This is a genomic window from Nonomuraea sp. NPDC050404 (genome assembly GCF_040655495.1).
GTDB lineage: Bacteria > Actinomycetota > Actinomycetes > Streptosporangiales > Streptosporangiaceae > Nonomuraea.
Genome location: NZ_JBFAKB010000052.1, coordinates 39,029 through 57,917, shown reverse-complemented (window position 1 = coordinate 57,917; position 18,889 = coordinate 39,029). Strand labels below are relative to the sequence as shown.

Annotated in this window: 20 protein-coding genes; 10 read left to right on the top strand and 10 right to left on the bottom strand. The window is 70.3% G+C overall.

The genetic code is table 11. The features are described from left to right. Positions 1-63: 63 nt before the first annotated feature. Positions 64-1,749 carry an ExeM/NucH family extracellular endonuclease gene (locus tag AB0I81_RS61615; RefSeq protein ID WP_360679476.1) on the bottom strand — a complete coding sequence of 562 codons (1,686 nt, stop codon included), beginning with the start codon at positions 1,747-1,749 and terminating at the stop codon, positions 64-66. A gap of 105 nt (positions 1,750-1,854) precedes the next feature. On the opposite strand from AB0I81_RS61615, the gene AB0I81_RS61610 reads away from it, so the two are divergent. Continuing rightward, positions 1,855-3,090, top strand: coding sequence for a pentapeptide repeat-containing protein (locus AB0I81_RS61610; RefSeq protein WP_360679473.1), 1,236 nt, complete (start codon positions 1,855-1,857; stop codon positions 3,088-3,090). 57 nt (positions 3,091-3,147) lie between these two features. Here the strand turns inward: AB0I81_RS61610 and AB0I81_RS61605 are convergent, their stop codons facing one another. From AB0I81_RS61605 to AB0I81_RS61595, 3 genes are read right to left on the bottom strand one after another with little or no spacing between them, the layout of a single operon-like run. After that, positions 3,148-3,630 (bottom strand): SRPBCC domain-containing protein, encoded by a 483-nt coding sequence (locus AB0I81_RS61605; protein WP_360679470.1) that lies wholly within the window; start codon positions 3,628-3,630, stop codon positions 3,148-3,150. Further along, positions 3,572-3,949 (bottom strand): metalloregulator ArsR/SmtB family transcription factor, encoded by a 378-nt coding sequence (locus tag AB0I81_RS61600; RefSeq protein WP_360679467.1) that lies wholly within the window; start codon positions 3,947-3,949, stop codon positions 3,572-3,574. The genes AB0I81_RS61605 and AB0I81_RS61600 overlap by 59 nt, the downstream gene beginning before the upstream one ends. Then, entirely contained in the window at positions 3,946-4,299 is a 354-nt protein-coding gene (locus tag AB0I81_RS61595; RefSeq protein WP_360679464.1) for a VOC family protein, read from the bottom strand. The genes AB0I81_RS61600 and AB0I81_RS61595 overlap by 4 nt, the downstream gene beginning before the upstream one ends. A 101-nt stretch (positions 4,300-4,400) precedes the next feature. On the opposite strand from AB0I81_RS61595, the gene AB0I81_RS61590 reads away from it, so the two are divergent. Next, positions 4,401-5,078 (top strand): permease prefix domain 1-containing protein, encoded by a 678-nt coding sequence (locus AB0I81_RS61590; RefSeq protein WP_360679461.1) that lies wholly within the window; start codon positions 4,401-4,403, stop codon positions 5,076-5,078. On the opposite strand, the gene AB0I81_RS61585 is transcribed toward AB0I81_RS61590, so the two are convergent. After that, on the bottom strand, positions 5,068-5,400 hold the full coding sequence (locus AB0I81_RS61585) for a PadR family transcriptional regulator (RefSeq protein ID WP_360679458.1): 333 nt from the start codon (positions 5,398-5,400) through the stop codon (positions 5,068-5,070). The genes AB0I81_RS61590 and AB0I81_RS61585 overlap by 11 nt on opposite strands. 86 nt (positions 5,401-5,486) lie before the next feature. On the opposite strand from AB0I81_RS61585, the gene AB0I81_RS61580 reads away from it, so the two are divergent. The 8 genes from AB0I81_RS61580 to AB0I81_RS61545 all read left to right on the top strand — a co-directional run bounded on the left by AB0I81_RS61580 (position 5,487) and on the right by AB0I81_RS61545 (position 13,560). Next, complete coding sequence (locus AB0I81_RS61580; protein WP_360679455.1) at positions 5,487-6,656, top strand: cytochrome ubiquinol oxidase subunit I; 1,170 nt, start codon at positions 5,487-5,489, stop codon at positions 6,654-6,656. A 10-nt stretch (positions 6,657-6,666) separates the two neighbouring features. Continuing rightward, complete coding sequence (locus AB0I81_RS61575; RefSeq protein WP_360679452.1) at positions 6,667-7,431, top strand: cytochrome d ubiquinol oxidase subunit II; 765 nt, start codon at positions 6,667-6,669, stop codon at positions 7,429-7,431. A gap of 6 nt (positions 7,432-7,437) precedes the next feature. Then, positions 7,438-9,186, top strand: a complete 1,749-nt coding sequence (gene cydD / locus AB0I81_RS61570; RefSeq protein ID WP_360679449.1) for a thiol reductant ABC exporter subunit CydD — start codon at positions 7,438-7,440, stop codon at positions 9,184-9,186. Further along, positions 9,183-10,925, top strand: a complete 1,743-nt coding sequence (gene cydC, locus AB0I81_RS61565; RefSeq protein WP_360679447.1) for a thiol reductant ABC exporter subunit CydC — start codon at positions 9,183-9,185, stop codon at positions 10,923-10,925. The genes cydD and cydC overlap by 4 nt, the downstream gene beginning before the upstream one ends. 86 nt (positions 10,926-11,011) lie before the next feature. After that, positions 11,012-11,629 carry a hypothetical protein gene (locus tag AB0I81_RS61560; protein WP_360679444.1) on the top strand — a complete coding sequence of 206 codons (618 nt, stop codon included), beginning with the start codon at positions 11,012-11,014 and terminating at the stop codon, positions 11,627-11,629. Next, positions 11,626-11,949: a transcriptional regulator gene (locus AB0I81_RS61555; protein ID WP_360679442.1), complete on the top strand. Its 324-nt coding sequence runs from the start codon at positions 11,626-11,628 to the stop codon at positions 11,947-11,949. Before AB0I81_RS61560 ends, AB0I81_RS61555 begins: the two co-directional genes overlap by 4 nt. Then, positions 11,946-12,827 carry an ABC transporter ATP-binding protein gene (locus tag AB0I81_RS61550; RefSeq protein ID WP_360679439.1) on the top strand — a complete coding sequence of 294 codons (882 nt, stop codon included), beginning with the start codon at positions 11,946-11,948 and terminating at the stop codon, positions 12,825-12,827. Before AB0I81_RS61555 ends, AB0I81_RS61550 begins: the two co-directional genes overlap by 4 nt. Continuing rightward, on the top strand, positions 12,820-13,560 hold the full coding sequence (locus AB0I81_RS61545) for an ABC transporter permease (protein WP_360679436.1): 741 nt from the start codon (positions 12,820-12,822) through the stop codon (positions 13,558-13,560). The genes AB0I81_RS61550 and AB0I81_RS61545 overlap by 8 nt, the downstream gene beginning before the upstream one ends. Positions 13,561-13,632: 72 nt before the next feature. On the opposite strand, the gene AB0I81_RS61540 is transcribed toward AB0I81_RS61545, so the two are convergent. The 5 genes from AB0I81_RS61540 to AB0I81_RS61520 form a co-directional block, all read right to left on the bottom strand. Further along, the gene (locus AB0I81_RS61540; RefSeq protein ID WP_360679433.1) at positions 13,633-14,895 is read right to left on the bottom strand and encodes a trypsin-like peptidase domain-containing protein; all 1,263 of its coding nucleotides are present in this window, start codon (positions 14,893-14,895) and stop codon (positions 13,633-13,635) included. A 154-nt stretch (positions 14,896-15,049) separates the two neighbouring features. Further along, positions 15,050-16,585, bottom strand: coding sequence for an AMP-binding protein (locus AB0I81_RS61535; RefSeq protein WP_360679430.1), 1,536 nt, complete (start codon positions 16,583-16,585; stop codon positions 15,050-15,052). Positions 16,586-16,691: 106 nt separating this feature from the next. Next, positions 16,692-17,258, bottom strand: coding sequence for a hypothetical protein (locus tag AB0I81_RS61530; RefSeq protein ID WP_360679427.1), 567 nt, complete (start codon positions 17,256-17,258; stop codon positions 16,692-16,694). A 135-nt stretch (positions 17,259-17,393) separates the two neighbouring features. Next, positions 17,394-18,221, bottom strand: coding sequence for a MetQ/NlpA family ABC transporter substrate-binding protein (locus tag AB0I81_RS61525; RefSeq protein ID WP_360679424.1), 828 nt, complete (start codon positions 18,219-18,221; stop codon positions 17,394-17,396). Between the two features lie 8 nt (positions 18,222-18,229). Continuing rightward, complete coding sequence (locus AB0I81_RS61520; RefSeq protein WP_360679421.1) at positions 18,230-18,886, bottom strand: methionine ABC transporter permease; 657 nt, start codon at positions 18,884-18,886, stop codon at positions 18,230-18,232. Positions 18,887-18,889 lie beyond the last annotated feature (3 nt).

Below are 18,889 nucleotides of genomic sequence, written 5' to 3'. Positions count from 1 at the left end.
CCACACCAGCATCCCCGGCCCGGGCGGGGGGGGCCGCCCCCGTGAGGGCGGCGCCCGCGGGGCTCAGCGCAGGGTCAGGCCGATGACCAGCGGGTCGTGGTCGGAGGAGCGGTAGGCGTCCGGCCGGTAGAGGCCGGGCGGGTTGTATTCGGTGTTGTAGTCGCGAATGCGCGGCTCGTCGGCGTTGATGTGCCAGATCGTGGCGCTCGTCACCCGCCTGAGCAGGGTCTTGCCGACCATGGCGTGGTCGAGCTCACCCGCGAGGCCGTCGAACAGGTAGCTGTAGCGCAGCGGCGCGGGCACGAACCGCTTGGTCACGCTGGTCAGGCCGCCCGCCTCAAGGGTGTCGATCGGGTCCTCCTCGCCGTAGGCGTTGAGGTCGCCGAGCACGATCGGGCCGGGCAGCTCCTGGTCCTCGACGATGCCGAGCAGGGCCTTGGCCTGGGCGACGCGGGTGGGGTTCCAGCAGCTCTGGCCGTCGCCCTGGTCGGCGTCGGGGCCGCTCGAAGGGCAGCTCCCCTTGGACTTGAGGTGGTTGACCAGCATGGTGAACTGCTGGCCGCCGCCCTTGCGCTTGAACGTCTGGATCAGCGGCGGGCGGCTGAACACCGGGTCCTCGGAGGCTTTCGGCGCGCCGACCGGGGTGAGCTTGGCGGGCTTGTAGATCAGGCCCACCTGGATGGCGTCCGTGCCGGGGTGGGGGTGCGTGAGCGCGGCGTACGTACCCGCTCCGACCTCGGCGTTGACCGCGTCCACGAGCGCCTGCAGGGCCGTCTGGCCGTTGTTCTCGACCTCCATGAGGGCCACCGCGTCGGCGTTGATCCCCTTGAGCGCGGCCACCAGCTTGGCGAGCTGGCGCTGCTGCTCCTCCGCGTTGGTCGCGCCGCGCGAGCCGAGCGTGGTGAACCAGTTGAGCGTGTTGAACGAGGCCACCCTGACGTTGCCGATCACCGGGAACGGCCTGGGCAGGCGCGGGTTGGTGTTCTTGTAGGCGATCGGCTCCGTGGGCTGCAGCCGGTACTTGCCGAAGCCGTACCCGAGCACGCCCGTGACCCCGAACGCCACGTCGCCGGTGCGCACGATGGGCGGCAGAGTGGCGGGGTTCTCCCGGTTCGAGGCGTCGTCCACGAGCAGCGAGCGGCGGGCGTTGCGCGCCGCGTCCACGCCGGGCCGGTCGGTCGGCTGGAACAACCTGCCCTGCGAGGAGAGCGTGACCTCGCCGTAGCGGCCCAGGTTGTAGTGCTCGCTGACGGTCAGCGGCTGCCCGATGCTCAGCAGCATGTTCTCGACCGGCTCCAGGTTCTCCGCCGGCAGCCTGTACGACTGCGCCGCCACCCGCCCCGTGCCGCACACGTCCACGACGGTGACCGGCGACAACTCGGTCCAGCCGTTGTACTCGATCACCCTGCCGGTCACCAGGACCCGGTCACCGACGTTCACGTCCTTGACGGTGTCGCGCGCGTACGCGAACAACCCCTCGGAGGTCATGGGGTCGGCGTCGGGCCGGGGATCCTGCAGGAAGAAGCCGCTCAGCTGGTCGGTCCGCTGGAAGTCGGCGGTCACGACGCCCTCGACCCGCACGGTCTGGCCGGCCAGCGGGCTGGCCTCGCCGCCGCCCTGCACCTGGGCGACGCGGTGGGAGGCGGGGATGTCGCAGGGCGCGGCCGGATCGGCGGAGGCCGGGCCGGGGATCGCGGCGAAGGCCAGCACCATCAGGGCGGCCAGGGATGCTCGGGATAAAGCGCGCATGTCCGGCACTTTAGAGGCAATATAGCCCGCATATTTCCACACAAAGATGGCTATAACATTAAATCGTCGAACCTTGACATCGGCCCCGGCGGGTATCAACCCCGCATGGACTGGGTCACTTGCGCGTATTCGGCTGCCTGCACCGGAATCGCCGGCCGGCCGTCCGGCCACTGCCTGGCACATCTCACCCCGGACCAACTCGACACCGCGCTCGGCGAGCTCTCCCCCGGCCGCCTGCTCGACCTGCGCGGCATCACCGTCACCAGCGACCTGCTGACCAGAGCCCTGGAAGCGACCGGCGGCAGACCCGGCAGGACCCGGTTCGACCGGGCCAGGTTCACCGGCGACGTCCGGCTGTCGGGGGTGACCTTCGCCGGCGACGTGTCGCTCGACGGCGCCAAGTTCGACCGGCTGGCCTCCTTCTTCGGCGCCCGCTTCGACGGCAACGTGTCGCTGGCCGAGGTCAGGTTCAGCCGCGAGTTGTCCTTCCACGGCGTCACGGTGCGCGGGCACGCCTGCCTCGACCGGGCCGTGATGTCGCGTGACGCGCTGTTCAGCCAGGCCGTGTTCGGGCACGGGCTGTCGTGCGAGCGGGCCAGGTTCGACGGGTACGCCACCTTCGACGGCGCCCGGCTCGGCGACGGGGGCGCCTTCAGAGGGGCGCGCTTCGGCCGTACGCTGTCCTTCCGCAAGGTCAGCGGGCACGCCGGGTTCGAGACGGCGCACTTCGCCGCCGACGCGTACCTGTCTGCCACCGGCCGCCTGTCGGCCACCAGGGCGCGCGCCGACGGGCTGCTGGACGTGGCGGTGGCCCGGTGCGGCGTGGACCTGCGGCACGTGGAGGTCTCCGGGCCGACCACGGTGCGGCTGACGGACTCGCAGGCCGACCTGGAGGGCGCGGTGCTGCGCGGCCCCGCCGTCGTGACCGGGCGGGGCAGGTCCATGATCACCTCACTGCGCCAGGTTCAGGCGCCCGACCTGGGGTTGTTCGGGCTGGACCTGTCGGGCTGCAGGTTCGCGGGGCTGAGCCATCCGTCGGGGGTGCGGGTCAAGGACTGCACGTTCGCGATCACGCCGCGCGGGATGCGGATGAGCGTGCGCTGGCCGATGTTGCGCTGGTTCTCCCGCCGCCGAGCCCTGGCCGACGAGCACCGCCTGCACGGCCGGACCGGCCCGAGGGACCCCGGGGCCTCGCCCGACCGGCTGGCGGCCCTCTACTCGGGACTGCGCACCACCGACCGCGCCACCTCGGCCGACTTCGCCTTAGCGGCCCTGGAGATGCGCCGCCTGGCCCGTCACGGGTGGTGGGAGTCGGTGTCGTGGCTACTGCACCACCGCTGACCCGCGCCCGGGTTCAGCGGGTCGGGGCCGCCGCACCACCGCTGACCCGCGCCGGGTTCAGAGTTCGGCGGCGATGGTCTCGATGACGCCGAAGATGCGCGGCCAGCCGCCGCCCATGATCCGCCGCGACATTTGCTGCACCTCATCGTCCGGTACGAAGCCCTCGTGGTCGAGGAAGAGCCGCGTGCCCCTGCCTTCGGGCTCCAGCCGCCACGTCACCGTCCAGTCGGCCTGCTTGCCGTCGCTCCAGCTGATCCGCAGCAGCTTCTCCGGCTCGATCCGCAGCACCTCGCAGTGGACGATCCCATCGAACCCGACCTGTTTCTTGGGCTGGGTGGTGAAGGTGAAGCGGTGTCCGACCTCCGGCTTGAAATCGTTCGGCATGAGCCAGCGGGCGAGCAGTTCGGGCTCGGTGAGCGCCCGCCACACCTTGGCGGGCGGATGCGCGATGAACTGGTCGAGCCTGATCGCGCGCAGGTCGTCAGCCGACTTGTCCCGTGGCGTCTGGGGCGTCTGGGGCGTCTGGGGCGTCTGGCACATCGTCGTCGTCCATTTCGTCGAGAAGGGTGTTGAGTGAGGTGAGCCGCTCCCGCCAGAACCGTTCGTACGGGCTGAGCCAGTCGCGGATCTCCATGAGCGGCGAGGCCTCCAGCCGGTAGTGGCGCTCCCTGCCCTTGCGGGTCTCGGCCACCAGCCCCGCGTCCCTGAGCACCTTGAGGTGCTCGGAGACGCTGGGCCTGCTCATGTCGAACCGCTCGGCCAGCCGGCCGGCGGGCTGGGCGCCCTCGTCGAGCAGCAGGCGCAGCAGCTCGCGCCGGGCCGGGCTGGCCAGCGCGGTGAAGACGTGATCGGCCGTCACGTCTGGCTGACCACGAAACCGTTGCCGAACGGGTCGTGGAACAGCAGTTGCCTGCCCCACGCCTCCTCGCTCGGCCCCTCGAAGGCGACCTGGTTCGCCAGCAGCCGGGCGGCCAGCGCGTCGAGGTCGGGAGCGCCCACGACCAGGCCGCCGATCGGCGCCATGTCAGGGAACCAGGAGGCGAGCAGCAGCGTGGTCGCGGCGCCCTTGGGCGCGACGGTGAGCCAGCGGCCCATGGGGAACGGGTTGTCGGTGCGCACCTCGAAGTCGAGCACCCCGGTGTAGAAGCCGAGCGCGCGCGCCTGATCGGCGACCGGCACGGTCATGGTGAGAATGGAGGAGATTGGCATGTCAGCCACTATACGTAGGAAATTTCCTACGTGACAACCGCGAAGAAAATCAGGGTGTTCCCGGATGAACCCCCGAGATCGCCCTCCGTAGACTGTGGGCCATGCTCATCGACGACTACGTGGCGAAGCTCGACGGTGCCCTGAAGGGCCCCCGGAGACCCAAGCGCGATCTCGTCGTCGAGGCGCGGGACAGCCTGGTCGACACCGCCGACGCGCTGGAGGCGGACGGCCTGGAGCGGGCGGAGGCCGAGCGGCGGGCGGTGGCGGAGTTCGGGCGGATCTCCGAGATCGCGCCCGGCTACCAGACTGAGCTGACCGCCGTCGCGGGACGGCGGCTCGGGGTGCTGCTGTTCGTCAGCGTGCCGATCACCGTGGCCATGTGGTCGGCGCTGTGGCAGCTGTATCCGGGCACCGACCAGGCCTGGCTCAACCAGCCGTGGTGGTACTCCCCCGCCTCCAAGCTGCTGGACCTCATCCAGCTCGGCGTCGCCCTGTACGGCGGGCTCGCGCTGTTCGCCCTGAGCAGGGGCGCGCGCTGGATCCGCCGGCCGCGCCTGGTGACCAGGTCGCTGGCCGTGGCGGTGTTCGCCGGGCTGCCCGTCACGTTCGGGCTGTCGATGCTGATGACGTTCGGGATGGAGTCGCCCAACACCCTTGAGGCCACGCCCGCCCTGCTGGCCAACCTGGTGACCTCGGTCATGTGGGGCACGCAGATCTACTGCGCCACCCGGTGCGTGCGCATCACCCGCGAGCCCGCCACCACCGTCTCTACGTGGTGACCGCCTCGGCCCGCAGGACGCTGCCGATCACGTCGGAGAACTCGCGCCAGGCCGACCGCTCCCCCTGCAACTGCCTCCTGCCCGAGTCGGTCAGCCGGTAGGTGCGGCGCTTGCGCCCGCCCACCGTCGCCCACTCGCTCGACAGGTGGCCGATGCGCTCCAGCCTGCGCAGCGCCGGGTAGACGGTGCCCGTGGGCACGTTGAGCACGCCTCCGCTGCGCTGCTGCAGCGCTTCGATGATGGCGTAGCCGTGCAACGGCTCGCGCTCCAGCACTGAGAGCAGCAGCGCGTCCATGTGTCCCCGCAGCGCATCCGGATTCATGTCACCGATCCTAGACACCCGTGTGTCATGTAGCCAGTCTACATGTAGGCTGTCTATATGTAGATAGGCACAACAACGGGGTGACCATGGACGTACTCGACCTGGCCCGCACGCAGTTCGCGGTGACGGGCAGCCTGCACTTCTTGTTCGTGGTGCTCACGCTGGGGCTGGCGCCGCTGGTGGCGATCATGCACACCAGATGGGCACGGTCGGGCAAGGCACCGGATGAGGCCATGACGCGGTTCTGGGGGCAGATCTACGTCATCAACTACGCGCTGGGCATCGTGACCGGGCTGGTCATGGAGTTCCAGTTCGGCCTGGCGTGGAGCGGGCTGTCGCACTACGCGGGCGACGTGTTCGGCGCGCCGCTGGCCATGGAGACGCTGGTCGCCTTCTTCCTGGAGTCCACGTTCCTGGGCCTGTGGATCTTCGGCTGGGGGCGGCTGCCCAAGTGGGCGCACCTGGCGTGCATCTGGCTCGTGACGCTGACCGCGTACGCGAGCGCGTTCTACATCATGGTGGCCAACTCCTTCCTGCAGAACCCGGTGGGCTCGGTCGTCAGCGGCGATCGTCTGCACCTGACCGACTTCGGCGCGCTGCTCACCAACGGCGCACTGGTCTTCTCCTTCCCGCACGTGGTCGGGGCGGGGCTGTTCACCGGGGGCATGGTGCTGGTGGGCGCGAGCGCGTACCAGCTGCGGCGCAGGACCCGGGAGGTGGAGTTCTTCACCAGGTCGCTGCGGATGGGCGTGAAGACCGCGGCCATCGGCATCTTCGTGACCATGGCCTTCGGGTACGCCCAGTTCGCCGCCGTCCCCGAGAACAAGTTCGGCAGCCACAATCCGGCGGCCGGCATCGGGCTCGGGATCATGATCGAGTTCGGGCAGCTGCTGGCGCTCGTCGTGCTGCTCGTCATGCTGCCGATGATCTCGATCCTGCCGCGGCTGCGCTGGACGCACCCGGTCCTGATCGCGATGACGCCGATCCCGTTCGTCCTGTCGATCATGGGCTGGATGGCCAGGGAGATCGGCAGGCAGCCCTGGATGATCTGGGAGCGCCTCACCGTGGCCGACGCCATGTCGCCGGGGCTGACCTCGGGCATGGTCACGGCCTCGCTCATCGGGTTCGCGGCCGTGCTGGGGCTGCTGGCGGTCGCCGACTACGTCCTCATCGCCCGGGTGATCAGGCGCGGGCCGCGCGACCTGGACCTCGGGGCCACCTCCGGCGAGCCGCACACCCCCGCGATGAGCTACTGAGGAGTCTGCAATGGAAGTGATCTGGTTCGTCCTCTTCGCGGTGCTTCTGGCCGGATATTTCGCCCTGGAGGGATTCGACTTGGGAGTGGGGCTGCTGCTGCCGGTGCTCGGCAGGACGCGCGGGAACCGGGACCGGATGGTGGCGGCCATGGCCCCGTACGTGCTGGCCAACGAGGTGTGGCTGGTGGCGGTGGCGGGCACGCTGTTCGGCGTCTACCCGCTGCTGGAGCACGAGGTGCTGTTCGGGCTCTACCCGCTGGTGGTGGCCATGCTGCTGTGCTGGATCCTGCGGGACGCGGGGCTGTGGTTCCGCCGCAGGATTGACGGCTCCAGGTGGCGGGGGTTCTGGGACGCCTGCGTCGCGTTCGGCTCCCTGGGGCTGTCCGTGGGCTGGGGAATGGCCCTGTACGCGGCCGCCACCGGCTTCGAGTCCTCCCCCGTGCATCCCGTGGGGCTCATGCTGGGCCTGGTGATGACGCTGCTGCTCGCCTTCCACGGCTGGACGTTCCTGTGCTGGCGACTGCCCGGCGCGTTCGGGGCCACCAGGCCGGGCCGGATGCTTGCGCTGTCGGGATTACTGGCCGCACTCCCCGCGACGGGGGTACTGGCGGGCGCGATGCCGTACCTGCTGGAGCACAGCGCACCCCAGGCCACGCTCACCGTGCTCAGCTACATGGCACTCCCGTTCACACCCCTCATGGTGGGTGCGCAAATATGGGTATGGCGCACTTTCCGTCCCGGGAAGGACGCCCTCCGTCTCCCGTCGTTCTTCTGAGGGTCCGTGCATAAGGGTCTGACCTCGCTCATGCGGGCCGAGCTCTCGGTCCGCCGCCACCTCGGCGTCACCATGGCCGCCGCCATCCTGGCCGGGCTGCTCGTGCTGGTCCAGGCCGAACTGCTGGCCGGCGTGCTGTCCGGCCGCTTCACCGCCGCCGCCCTGATCGTGCTGGCGGCGGTGGTCGGCGTCCGGGCCCTGCTGGCCTGGACGCAGGGCGTCTTCGCCGGGCGGAGCGCCACGGGCGTGAAGTCCGCGCTGCGCCGCCGGCTGCTGGAACGGCTGCGCGAGCTGGGCCCCGGCAGGCTCACCGAGCACCGCTCCGGCGAACTGGTCACGCTGGCGGGGCGCGGCCTGGACGGGCTCGACAACTACCTGACCGGCTACCTGCCCGCCATCGCCGTGGCCGCCGTGGTGCCCCTGGCCGTGCTGGTCCGGCTGTTCGCCGCCGACCTGGCCAGCGCGATCATCGTGCTGGTCACCCTGCCGCTCATCCCCGTCTTCGGGGCGCTGGTCGGGATGACCACGAAGGCGGTCACCGAGCGCCAGTTCGTGGCGCTGTCGCGGCTGGGCGGGCACTTCCTGGACGTGGTGCGCGGCCTGCCCACGCTGCGGGCCTTCGGGCGGGCGCGCTACCAGGCCACCGTCATCAAGCAGGTCGCCGACTCCCACCGCAGCGCCACCATGCGGACGTTGCGGGTGGCGTTCCTGTCGTCGCTGGTGCTGGAGTTGTGCGCGTCGTTGTCGCTGGCGCTGGTGGCGGTGCCGGTCGGGCTGCGGCTGCTCGGGGGGTCGCTGGACCTGACTACGGCGCTGCTGGTGCTGCTGCTGGCGCCGGAGGCGTACCTGCCGCTGCGGGCCATGGGGACCCGTTTCCACGCCTCCATGGAGGGGGTGGCCGCCGCGGACGCGGCCTTCGCCGTACTGGATCGATCCGCGGACGAGCCCCGGCCGGAGCGCGGTGGCGCGCGCCCGGAAGCCGGTGGCGGGGCGCCGGAGATCCGCCTAGAGAACGTGACCGTACGCTATCCGGGACGCGACGACCTCGCCCTGGACGACGTCAGCCTCACCATCCGGCCGCGCGAGCGGGTCGCCCTGGTGGGCGAGAGCGGCGGGGGCAAGAGCACGCTGCTGCACCTCATACTCGGCTTCGTCGAGCCGTCGGCGGGGCGGGTCCTCATCGACGGCGCCGACCTGCGTGAGCTCGACCTGGCGGCCTGGCGGGCGCGGCTGGCGTTCGTGGCGCAGCGGCCGCACCTGTTCGCCACGTCGGTGGCCGGCAACATCCGGCTCGGGGCGCCGTCGGCCTCACTCGACGAGGTACGCGCCGCCGCGGCTGCGGCGCACGCGGACTTCGTGACGGCGCTGCCCCAGGGGTTCGACACCGTGATCGGTGAGCGCGGCGCCAACCTGTCGGCGGGGCAGCGGCAGCGGATCGCGCTGGCGCGTGCCTTCTGCCGTCCCGCGGCCTCGGTCCTGCTCCTGGACGAGCCCACGGCCCGCCTGGACGGGCGCAGCGAGGCGGCGGTGGTCTCGGGCACCTCGGACCTGGCCGAGGGCCGCACGGCCGTCATCGTCGCCCATCGGCCCGCCATGATCGACCTCGCCGACCGGGTCGTCCGCCTGCACGGTGGCCGCATCGTCTCGGACACGGCCGACACAGGTGACGTTGGTGGCAGGAGTGGCGTGGGTGAAGCGGATGGACGGGAGCGGGATCAGGTGACGGTGGTCCGGTCGGAAGAGGGCGGGCGATGAACCGGCGGATGGGCGTGCGGCTCCTGTGGGCCGTGCTGGCGGGGGCGGCGGCCGATCTGGCCGGGCTGGGGCTCATCGCCGCCGCGGCCTGGCTGATCACCCGGGCCGCCGAGCAACCACCCCTGGCCGCGCTGAGCGTGGCGATCGTGGCGACCAGGGCGTTCGCCACCAGTAAGGGCGTCTTCCGCTACGCCGAACGCCTGACCGGCCACGACGTGGCCCTGCGCGCCCAGGCAGGCACCCGCGAGGCCCTGTACGAGGCCCTCATCCCGCCCCAGCGGCCCCGTCACGGCGGCGCCGACCTGCTGAGCCGGATGGTGGACGACACCGAGGCCGTGCAGGACCTGCTCGTCCGCTGCTTCCTGCCGGCCGCCGCGGCGGCGATCGCGGGGCTGGCCGCCGTCGTCGTCGGGCTGACGATCCTGCCGGTGTCGGCGCTGGTGCTGGTGGCCGGGCTGGTGCTGGCCGGGGTGCTGCTGCCCGCGGGCACCGCCGCCGCGGCCCGCCGCTGGTCGGCCAGGATCGCCCCGGCGCGGGCGGCGCTGGCGGGCCGGGTGGCCGACCTGGTGCACGGCTCGGCGGACCTGGCCGCGTACGGCGCCGACGACGAGGCGCAGGCCAAGGCCCTGGCCGCCGACGAGGCCCTGGCGGATCTGGAGCGCCGCCAGGCCCGCGTGCACGCCGCCGCCCTGGCGGGTGGCACGCTGGTGCAGGGCCTGACCGTGGCGGGCGTCGTACTGATCGCCCAGAGCGCGGGCGCGGATTCGGTGGGCACGGCCGTGCTCGCACTGACCTCCCTGGTCGCCTTCGAGCCGGTGCTGCCGCTGGCGGCGGCGGGCGAACGGATGGCCGGCATCACGGCCGCGCTCAAGCGCCTGCGCGAGGTACGCTCGGCCGCCCCGGCGACCACCGAACCCGCCGCACCCGCGCCCCTCCCCCAGTCCCCGCTGACCATCGAGATCGACGACCTCGTGGTACGCCACGCCACCCCGGACACCGGCCCTCAGAGCCGGCCGGACACCGCAGGCCAGTCCCCGCAGGACGCCCGCGCCACTGTGCGGCCCGCGCTGGACGGGGTGTCGCTGCGGCTCACCCCCGGCAGGCGGGTCGCGATCGTCGGGCCCAGCAGCGCGGGCAAGAGCACGTTGCTGGCCGCGCTGATGCGCCTGGTCGAGCCCGAGTCCGGCGCCATCAGGATCAACGGCGCCGACATCGCGGACCTGGCGGGCGACGACGTACGTACGCTGATGACGGGCCTGACCCAGGACCCGTACATCTTCCGCGCCAGCCTCCGCGACAACCTGCGCCTGGCCGGCCCCGAGGCCGACGAGGACGGGCTGCGGCGCGCCGTGCGGGACGCGCGGCTGGAGGACTGGGTCGAGCGCACCGGATGGGACGCCGAACTGGGCGAGGACGGCAGGACCGTCTCCGGCGGGCAGTTGCAGCGCCTGTCCCTGGCCAGGGCCCTGCTGTACGACCCGCCCGTGCTGCTGCTCGACGAGCCCGCCGAGGCGCTCGACGAGGAGACGGCCGACCGCCTGATGAGCGACCTGCTCGACGTGACCCGCGACCGCACGACGCTGCTCGTGACCCACCGCCTCAAGGGCCTGGAGCTGGTCGACGAGGTCATCGTGCTGGAGGAGGGCCGCGTGACGCAGCGCGGGCACCACGACGAGCTGGTCGGCGTGCCGGGCTACTACCGCGACCTGTGGGAGTCCGAGGTACTCACCCGCCGCTGACCCCTCACCCCTCACCACGGGGTTGAGTTGGCGTCGCAATCCAGTTTAAGATGCAAACCAGTTTGAGTTACCGAGGAGTTTGCACAGTGGATGACGATCGCGCGCCGACCCCCGAGGAGATGCTCCGCGTCATGGAGGAGCAGCGGGCGGCCACGACGAAGTACCTCTACGGCGCCTCGCTGATGCTCTACCTCCCGTGGGGCGTGGCGTGGCTGCTGGGCTTCACCGCGCTGTTCCTGCACTACGGCCTCGACGGGCAGTCCTACGCGCCGATCTCCCAGATGCAGGCCGTGGGCGTGCTGATGGGGACACAGGTCGTGGCGGGGGCGATCGTCGCGCGCGGGATCGCGCGGATGAACCGGGGGGTTCGCGGCGAGACGTCCGACAGAAGCGCCATGTACGGCTACGCCTGGTTCGGCGGGATGGCGCTCATGGTCGTCCTCTGCGTCAGGATGAGCCCGCAACTGCCGCCCCAGGAGACCGGGCTGCTGTGGGCGGCCACCTCGATGCTGGTGGTGTCGGTGCTCTACATGGCGGGCGGCGCGATCTGGCTCAACTGGCCGATGTTCTTCCTCGGGGCCTGGGCCATCGCCGTCAACGTGCTGGGCGTGCTGCTCGGCGCCGGTTGGCACGCCCTGCTGACGGCCGTGCTGCTGGGCGGGGGCTCCATCGTCGCGGGGCTGTGGCTGAGGCGTTGTGCATGACGGCGGACAGCCCTCTGCCCGATCTCGACCCGGTGATCCACGCACAGGCCCGGCTGCGGGTGGTCGCCGCCCTGAACGTCCTCGGCGACGGGGACGAGATGGCCTTCAACGCATTGAAGGACCTGCTCGGCATGACCGCGGGGAACCTTTCCGTGCACCTGACCAAGCTGGAAGACGCCGGATACGTCCGGATCAACAAGACGCACAGGGGCCGCACGCCGGTCACGTACACGGCGCTCACTAAGCGGGGGCGGCTGGCGTTCGACGAATACACCAAGGCGATCCGCGCCTTGCTGGACAGTGCTGGAGGAGTTCAATGACGGTCCTCGCGCGGGCGATCGAGGTCACCCGCCGCTACGGCGACGTACTGGCGCTCGACCGCGTCTCGCTCGACATCCGGGCGGGCGAGCTGGTCGGCCTGCTCGGCCCCAACGGCGCGGGCAAGTCCACCCTGATCAACCTGTTCGCGGGTCTGCGCAGGCCGACGTCAGGCACGGTCGAGCTGCTCGGCGGCTCGCCGCAGGACCCGGTCACGCGGCGCGGGATCGGCGTGACACCGCAGGAGACCGGGCTGCCGGACGCGCTGCGGGTCGGGGAGATCGTCGACTTCGTCCGGGCGCACTTCGCCGAGCGGGCGGGCAAGGAGGAACTGCTGGACCGGTTCGGGCTGGGCGACCTGGTCCGCCGGCAGATCGGCGGCCTGTCGGGCGGGCAGAAGCGGCGGCTGGCCGTGGCGCTGGCCTTCGCCGGCAAGCCGCGGCTGGTCATCCTCGACGAGCCGACGACCGGCCTGGATGTCGAGGCGCGGCGCACGCTCTGGGACGGCATCAGGTCCTTCCACGAGGACGGCGGCACGGTGCTGCTGACCAGCCATTACCTGGAGGAGATCGAGGCGCTGGCGCAGCGGGTCGTGGTGGTCGGCCACGGCCGGGTGCTGGCCGACGACACGGTCAGGGCCGTACGCGACATCGTGGGCGTGCGACGCGTCTCACTGACCGCCGCCGACCTCCCCGAGCTGCCCGGCGTGCTCGGCACCGAGCGCGAGGACGACCGGATCAACCTCATGACGACCGATCCCGACCGGCTGGTCGTCGAGCTCGTACGCAGCGGCACGCCGTTCTCCGGCCTGGAGATCAGGCCGTCCACCCTGGAGGAGGCCTTCCTGGCCCTGACGTCGAAGGAGACCGCGAATGTCTAGCCTGGTGCTCGCGCACACCCGGTTCCTGCTGCTCGAACAGATCAGGATCCCCATCGGGCTGCTGGCCGGCGCGCTGTTTCCGGCCATTTCGATGCTGGCGTTCGTGGTGCCGTTCACGGCCGACGATCCGCGGGCCGCCACCATGTCCGCGGCCTCGCTGATGTTCTTCGGCGCGATGTCGGGTGCGCTCATCGGGCTGAGCATCACCGTGGCGCAGGACCGTGAGCAACCGTGGGACCCCTATGTGCGGACGCTGCCCGCGGGTCCCGTGCCCCGCTTCGTCGCCCGGATGCTGACGACGCTGGCCGTCATGCTGGTCTCGGTGGTGCCGGTGCTGCTGGTCGCGGTGCTGTTCACCTCGGCGACCACGACGCCACTGCGGCTGCTGCTCGGGCTGGTGACGCTGGTGGCGGGCGCCGTGCCGTTCATGCTGATGGGGTTGTTCGTCGGACATGTGCTGACGGCCAAGGCGGCGATCACGGTGTCGCAGCTCCTGTACTTCCCGATGGCGATCCTGGGCGGGCTGCTGCTGCCGCCCGCGATCCTGCCGGACTTCATCGAGGTCGTCTCCCCGTACGTGCCGACCAGGGGTGTGGCCGAACTGCTCTGGGCGATCACGGCGGGCACCACGCCTGACACGGTGGCACTGATCGCGCTGGCCGTCTGGACCGTGGTCGCGGCGGTCGCGGCCGGCTGGGCCTACCGGCGTGACGAGGGCCGTCGCTTCCGCTGAGGCGGAATTGGGGGGTGTGCCGCCGAGTCCGCAGCGATCTCAACGGCACACCCGTCCATGAGGGGGTCTTTGTTACTTGTTCTCCACGAGGGTGACGTTGACCTCGTGGGTCGCGCCGTCCCTCATGTATGTGATCTTGACCTCTTGGCCCGGTTTGAAACCTCTGACCTGCCCGACAACCGTATCGCCTCCGTCAACCGCCTTGTCGCCGATTTTGGTAATCACGTCCCCGCGTTCCAAACCCGCCTTCTCCGCCGGGCTTCCCGGGGTGATCTGGCTGACCAGGGCGCCCGGGACGTCGCCCGTCGCGGTGGTGACGCTGACGCCGAGGAAGGCGTGGGTGACCTTGCCGGTGCTGATGAGCTGGTCGGAGACCTGCTTGGCGGTGTTGACCGGGATGGCGAAGCCGACGCCGCCGCCCGCGGCCTCCGAGGCGATCGCGGTGTTGATGCCGACGAGCTGGCCCGCCGCGTTCACCAGCGCGCCGCCGGAGTTGCCCGGGTTGATCGCGGCGTCGGTCTGGATGGCACCGCCGATCGTGGTGGGCGCGCTCTGCTGTTGCTGCTCCGGCTGACCCCAGCCGGGCGGGACCTGCTGCCGCTGCTCGCCGCCGAGGTTGAGCGTGCGGTCCAGCGCGCTGATGATGCCCGCCGTGACGGATCCGTCCAGGCCGAGCGGGCTGCCGATGGCCAGCACGGCGTCGCCGACCTTGAGCTGGTCGCTGTTGCCGAGCGTGGCCTTGGTCAGCCCGGAGACGCCTTCCGCCCTGATCACGGCGAGGTCGGTGGCGGGGTCGGTGCCGACGACCTCGGCCTTGGCCGTCTTGCCGTCGCTGAACTTGACGCTCATCTGGCCGCCCTGTCCCGCGCCCACGGCCACGTGGTTGTTGGTCAGGATGAGGCCGTCCTCCGACAGCACCACGCCGGAGCCCTCGCCGGTCTGGCCCTGAATCATCACGACCGAGGGCTGCACCTTCGCCGCGACCTCGGCGACGGTGAGCTGGTCCGAGGCCGGCTTGAAGGTAGGACTGGGCGTGTTCTCGCTGCTGACGGCGACGGGCGTGGGCTGGAACGAGGTGGCGACGACGGCCCCCACGACGCCGCCGCCAACCGCCATGGCGGCCATCGCGAGCCCCGCGACCGCCTTCTGGGCGGCGCTGAAGCGCTGCCTGCCGGGCGGCGTCGGCGGTGTGGTGGGAGGAGGCGGCGGCTGGTGCATGATCTGGGTGTCCCGCCGGGGGAAGCCCCCGGAGGCCGGCGGGGTGGCGCCGAACTGGCTCCACCCACCGGTGCCCTGCTGCTCAGGGCCCTGCTCGTGAGGCTCGTTCGCGTTCATCTGTCATCTCCCTCAAATCCCGATGATCCAAGGGTGTCAAGAGCAGCGTAAGACCCGGCTAAACCGGAGGTCAGGGGGCTGGTGCCGCCCTGACGGCGGCCTTATCGAACGAGGTCGGACCAGGGCTCCCGACCGCGAAAATATTTTGAAGATTTTACTTCCGGGCGGGCCAGTACTCCTCCCGCAGCAGCCGTTTGTAAAGCTTGCCCGTCGGATGGCGGGGCAACTCGGCGCGGAAGTCGACCGACTTCGGGCACTTGTAGTGCGCGAGGTGCTCCCGGCAGTACGCGATCAGCTCCGCCTCAAGGCCCGGCCCCGACTCGTCCATGGACACCGGCTCGACCACGGCCTTGACCTGCTCGCCCATCTCCTCGTCCGGCACCCCGAACACCGCCACGTCGGCCACCTTGGGGTGCACCGACAACACGTTCTCGGCCTCCTGCGGGTAGATGTTCACGCCGCCGGAGATGATCATGTACGAGCGGCGGTCCGTGAGGTACAGGAACCCGTCCTCGTCCAGGTAGCCGATGTCGCCCAGCGTGGTCCAGCCCCGGCCGAGCGGGTCCTGGGCCGAGCGGGTCTTGCCGGGGTCGCCGTGGTACTCGAACCGGCCGCCGTTCTCGAAGTAGATCGTGCCGTGCTCGCCCGGCGGCAGGTCGTTGCCGTCCTCGTCGCAGATGTGCACGACGCCGAGCAGCGAGCGGCCGACCGTGCCCCGGTGCCGGAGCCAGTCCTGGGAGCCGACGTAGAGGAAGCCGTTGCCCTCGGTCCCCGCGTAGTACTCGTGGATGATCGGCCCCCACCAGTCGATCATCTGCTCCTTGACGGGGACGGGGCAGGGGGCGGCGGCGTGGATGGCGCAGCTGAGCGAGGAGATGTCGTACTTTTTCCGTGTTTCTGGGGGCAGTTTGAGCATCTTGATGAACATCGTCGGGACGAGTTGCGAGTGCGTCACCCCGTACCGCTCCACCAGCGCCAGGTACTGCTCGGGGTCGAAGCGCTCCATCACCACCACCGTGGCCCCGAGCCGCTGGAAGGTCAGGCTGTAGCGCAGCGGCGCGGCGTGGTAGAGCGGCGCCGGCGAGAGGTAGACGCTGTCGCCGGAGGGCGCGAACAGGCCCTGGATCAGCTTGAACAGCAGGCCGGGCTCCTCCAGCGAGCCGTGCGTGGCGGCCAGCTTGATGCCCTTGGGGCGGCCCGTGGTGCCCGAGGAGTAGAGCATGTCCGCGCCCTGGCACTCGTCCGCGATCGGCGTGTGCGGCTGCCCCGCCACGGCCTCCTCGTACGGCTCGAAGCCCTCGGCCACGCCGTCCATCATCAGCCGCAGCCGCACGCCGGGCGTGGCGGCGGTGATCGAGGTGGCGACGCCGGCCAGGTCCGCGCTGGAGATGAAGGCGCGGGCCTCGCAGTTGTTCACGATGTAGGCCAGCTCGTCGGTCTGCAGCCGGGAGCTGATCGGGGTGTAGTACAGGCCCGAGCGGTGCGCGGCCCAGGCGACGGCCAGGAATCGGGGGTGGTTGGCGAGCATGAAGGCGATGTGGTCGCCCGGCCTGAGGCCCGCGGCGCGGAACAGGTGGGCCAGCCGGTTCGACTCCTCGTCCAGCTCGCGGTAGGTGATGACCTGCCCGGAGCCCGCCATGATCACAGCGGGCTTGTCGGGGGTGACGGCTGCGATGGCTCCCGGATACATGAACCGAACAGTATTCGGTTGATCGCCCGCCACGCCAGAACCTCGCCGGAACACGGCTGAGCCGCGGCCTCGCTTTGAGGCCGCGGCTCGGCGCGCGGGAGGAGTGCTAGACGGCGGCGTGGTAGACGTCCTGCCAGCCGGAGTGGTGGCCGGTCGGACGGAACCGGTCGCCTCTGCTGACGTTCACGTAAATGTGGGCGGCGTTCTTACCGTGGAAGGCGAAGTGCCTGGCGTGCTTGCCACAGTTGCGGAAACTCTTGAAGTACGCGGAGCCGTCGTGGTTCACGACCTTGAACGTCTCCCACGCGCACTTCTTCTTGCCCCACCACTTGTGATTGGCGAGCGTGCTGTGCACGGTGTAGAAGTGGTCGAAGCGCCACTCCCACACCTTCTTCTTGACCTTCTCGAGCACGACCTTGCAGTGCCGGTCGCCCTTGTGGTCCTTGCGGCACTTCTCGACCTTGACGATCTCCGTCTTCCAGTACCAGTGCTTGAACGGCTTCTTGTCGACGGACACGTGCCCGTGGGCCCTGGCCTTGTGGTCACCGGAGAAATAGGGCCCCCAGGCCGCGCTCGCGGCCGATGTGACAGATGCGTTCGCCGCGACCGGAGCGCCAATCGCGACTAATGCGGCGGCCGTTACGCCGAGCAGGATTCGTGAGACGAATCGCATGTGAGGGTCTCCTCGGTTCGGGAGAGGTTTTGCTGACCCCGCATTCGTACGTCCGCCGCATTGCGCTCTGCTTACAATTTGCTTAACGCCATAAAGCCTTGGATAACGCGATTTTCCCGATCTTAACGGGAAATATCATTCCGCGGCGATGACGGAACCCGCGTACTTCTGCTTGATGAAGTCCTTGACCTTCTGGTCCCGCAGCAGCTTGCCGAGGGTGACGATGTTGGCGTCCTTCTCGTGGCCCGCCGGCACGACCAGGCCGTTGACGTACGGGTTGGCCTCGGTCTTCTCCAGCACCAGCGCCTGCGAGGCGGGCTTGAGACCGGCCTCGATGGCGTAGTTGCCGTTGATCACCGCGGCGTCCACGTCCTCCAGCGAGCGCGGCAGCTGGGCCGCCTCAAGCGGCTTGAACTGCAGGTTCTTCGGGTTCCCCGTCACGTCCCGCTCGGTGGCGGCGGTGCCCGCGCCCTCCTTGAGGGTGATCACGCCGTTGTCGGCGAGCAGCTTGAGCGAGCGGCCCAGGTTCGTGGCGTCGTTCGGCACGGCCACGGTGGCGCCGCTCGCCAGCGCCGTCACGCCGGTGATCTTCTTGGAGTACAGGCCGAGCGGCTCCAGGTGCACCGGCGTAACGAAGCTCAGCTTGGTGCCCTTGGTGGAGTTGAAGTCGTCGAGGTAGGGCTTGTGCTGGAAGTAGTTGGCCGTGAGCTGGCCCTCCTCCAGTTGCACGTTCGGCTGGACGTAGTCGGTGAACTCGACGACCTCCAGCTTGAGGCCGGCGGCCGGGGCCAGGTTGTCCTTGACGTAGTTCAGGATCTCGGCGTGCGGCACGGGGCTGACGCCCACCTTCAGCACCGTGTCGGCCGACTCGGCCGACTTCGTTTCCGTGGCGGGCTGCGACGTACCGCATGCGGCGAGCGACAGAGCCAGCGCGGCGGCACCCACAAGGCGGTGAATTTTCATGATTTTCCTTACTTATGCGTTAGGCGCCGGGCGACCCAGTCGCCCAGGCTCTGCAGGAGTTGCACGATCACGATCAGCAGCACGACCGTCAGGATCATGAGGAGCGTCTCGAACCGCTGGTAGCCGTACCGGACGGCCAGATCCCCCAGCCCGCCGCCGCCGAGCGTGCCGGCCATGGCGGAGTAGCCGATGAGCGCGACCACGGTCACGGTGAGCCCCGCCACCAGGCCGGGCAGCGCCTCGGGCAGCAGGACCTTGCGCACGATGGACGTACGGCTCGCGCCCATGGCCTGGGCGGCCTGCACGACGTCCGTGCCGACCTCCCTGAGCGCGGTCTCCACCAGCCGGGCGAAGAACGGCACCGCGCCGACGGTCAGCGGCACCACGAACGCGGCCGTACCGATCGTGGTCCCGGCTACGAGCCTGGTGAACGGGATGATCGCGATCATCAGCACGATGAACGGCAGCGACCGCCCGATGTTGACCACGAACCCGAGCACCGACTTCAGCGCGGGCAGCGGCAGCAGCCCGTCGCGGTCCAGCACCACCAGGGCCACGCCGAGCGGCAGGCCGAGCAGCGCGGTGAACAGCGTGGACCACCCGACCATCAGCGCCGTCTCCACCGTGGCCGGCCACAGCAACGGCAGCATCTCTTCCCAGGTCACGCG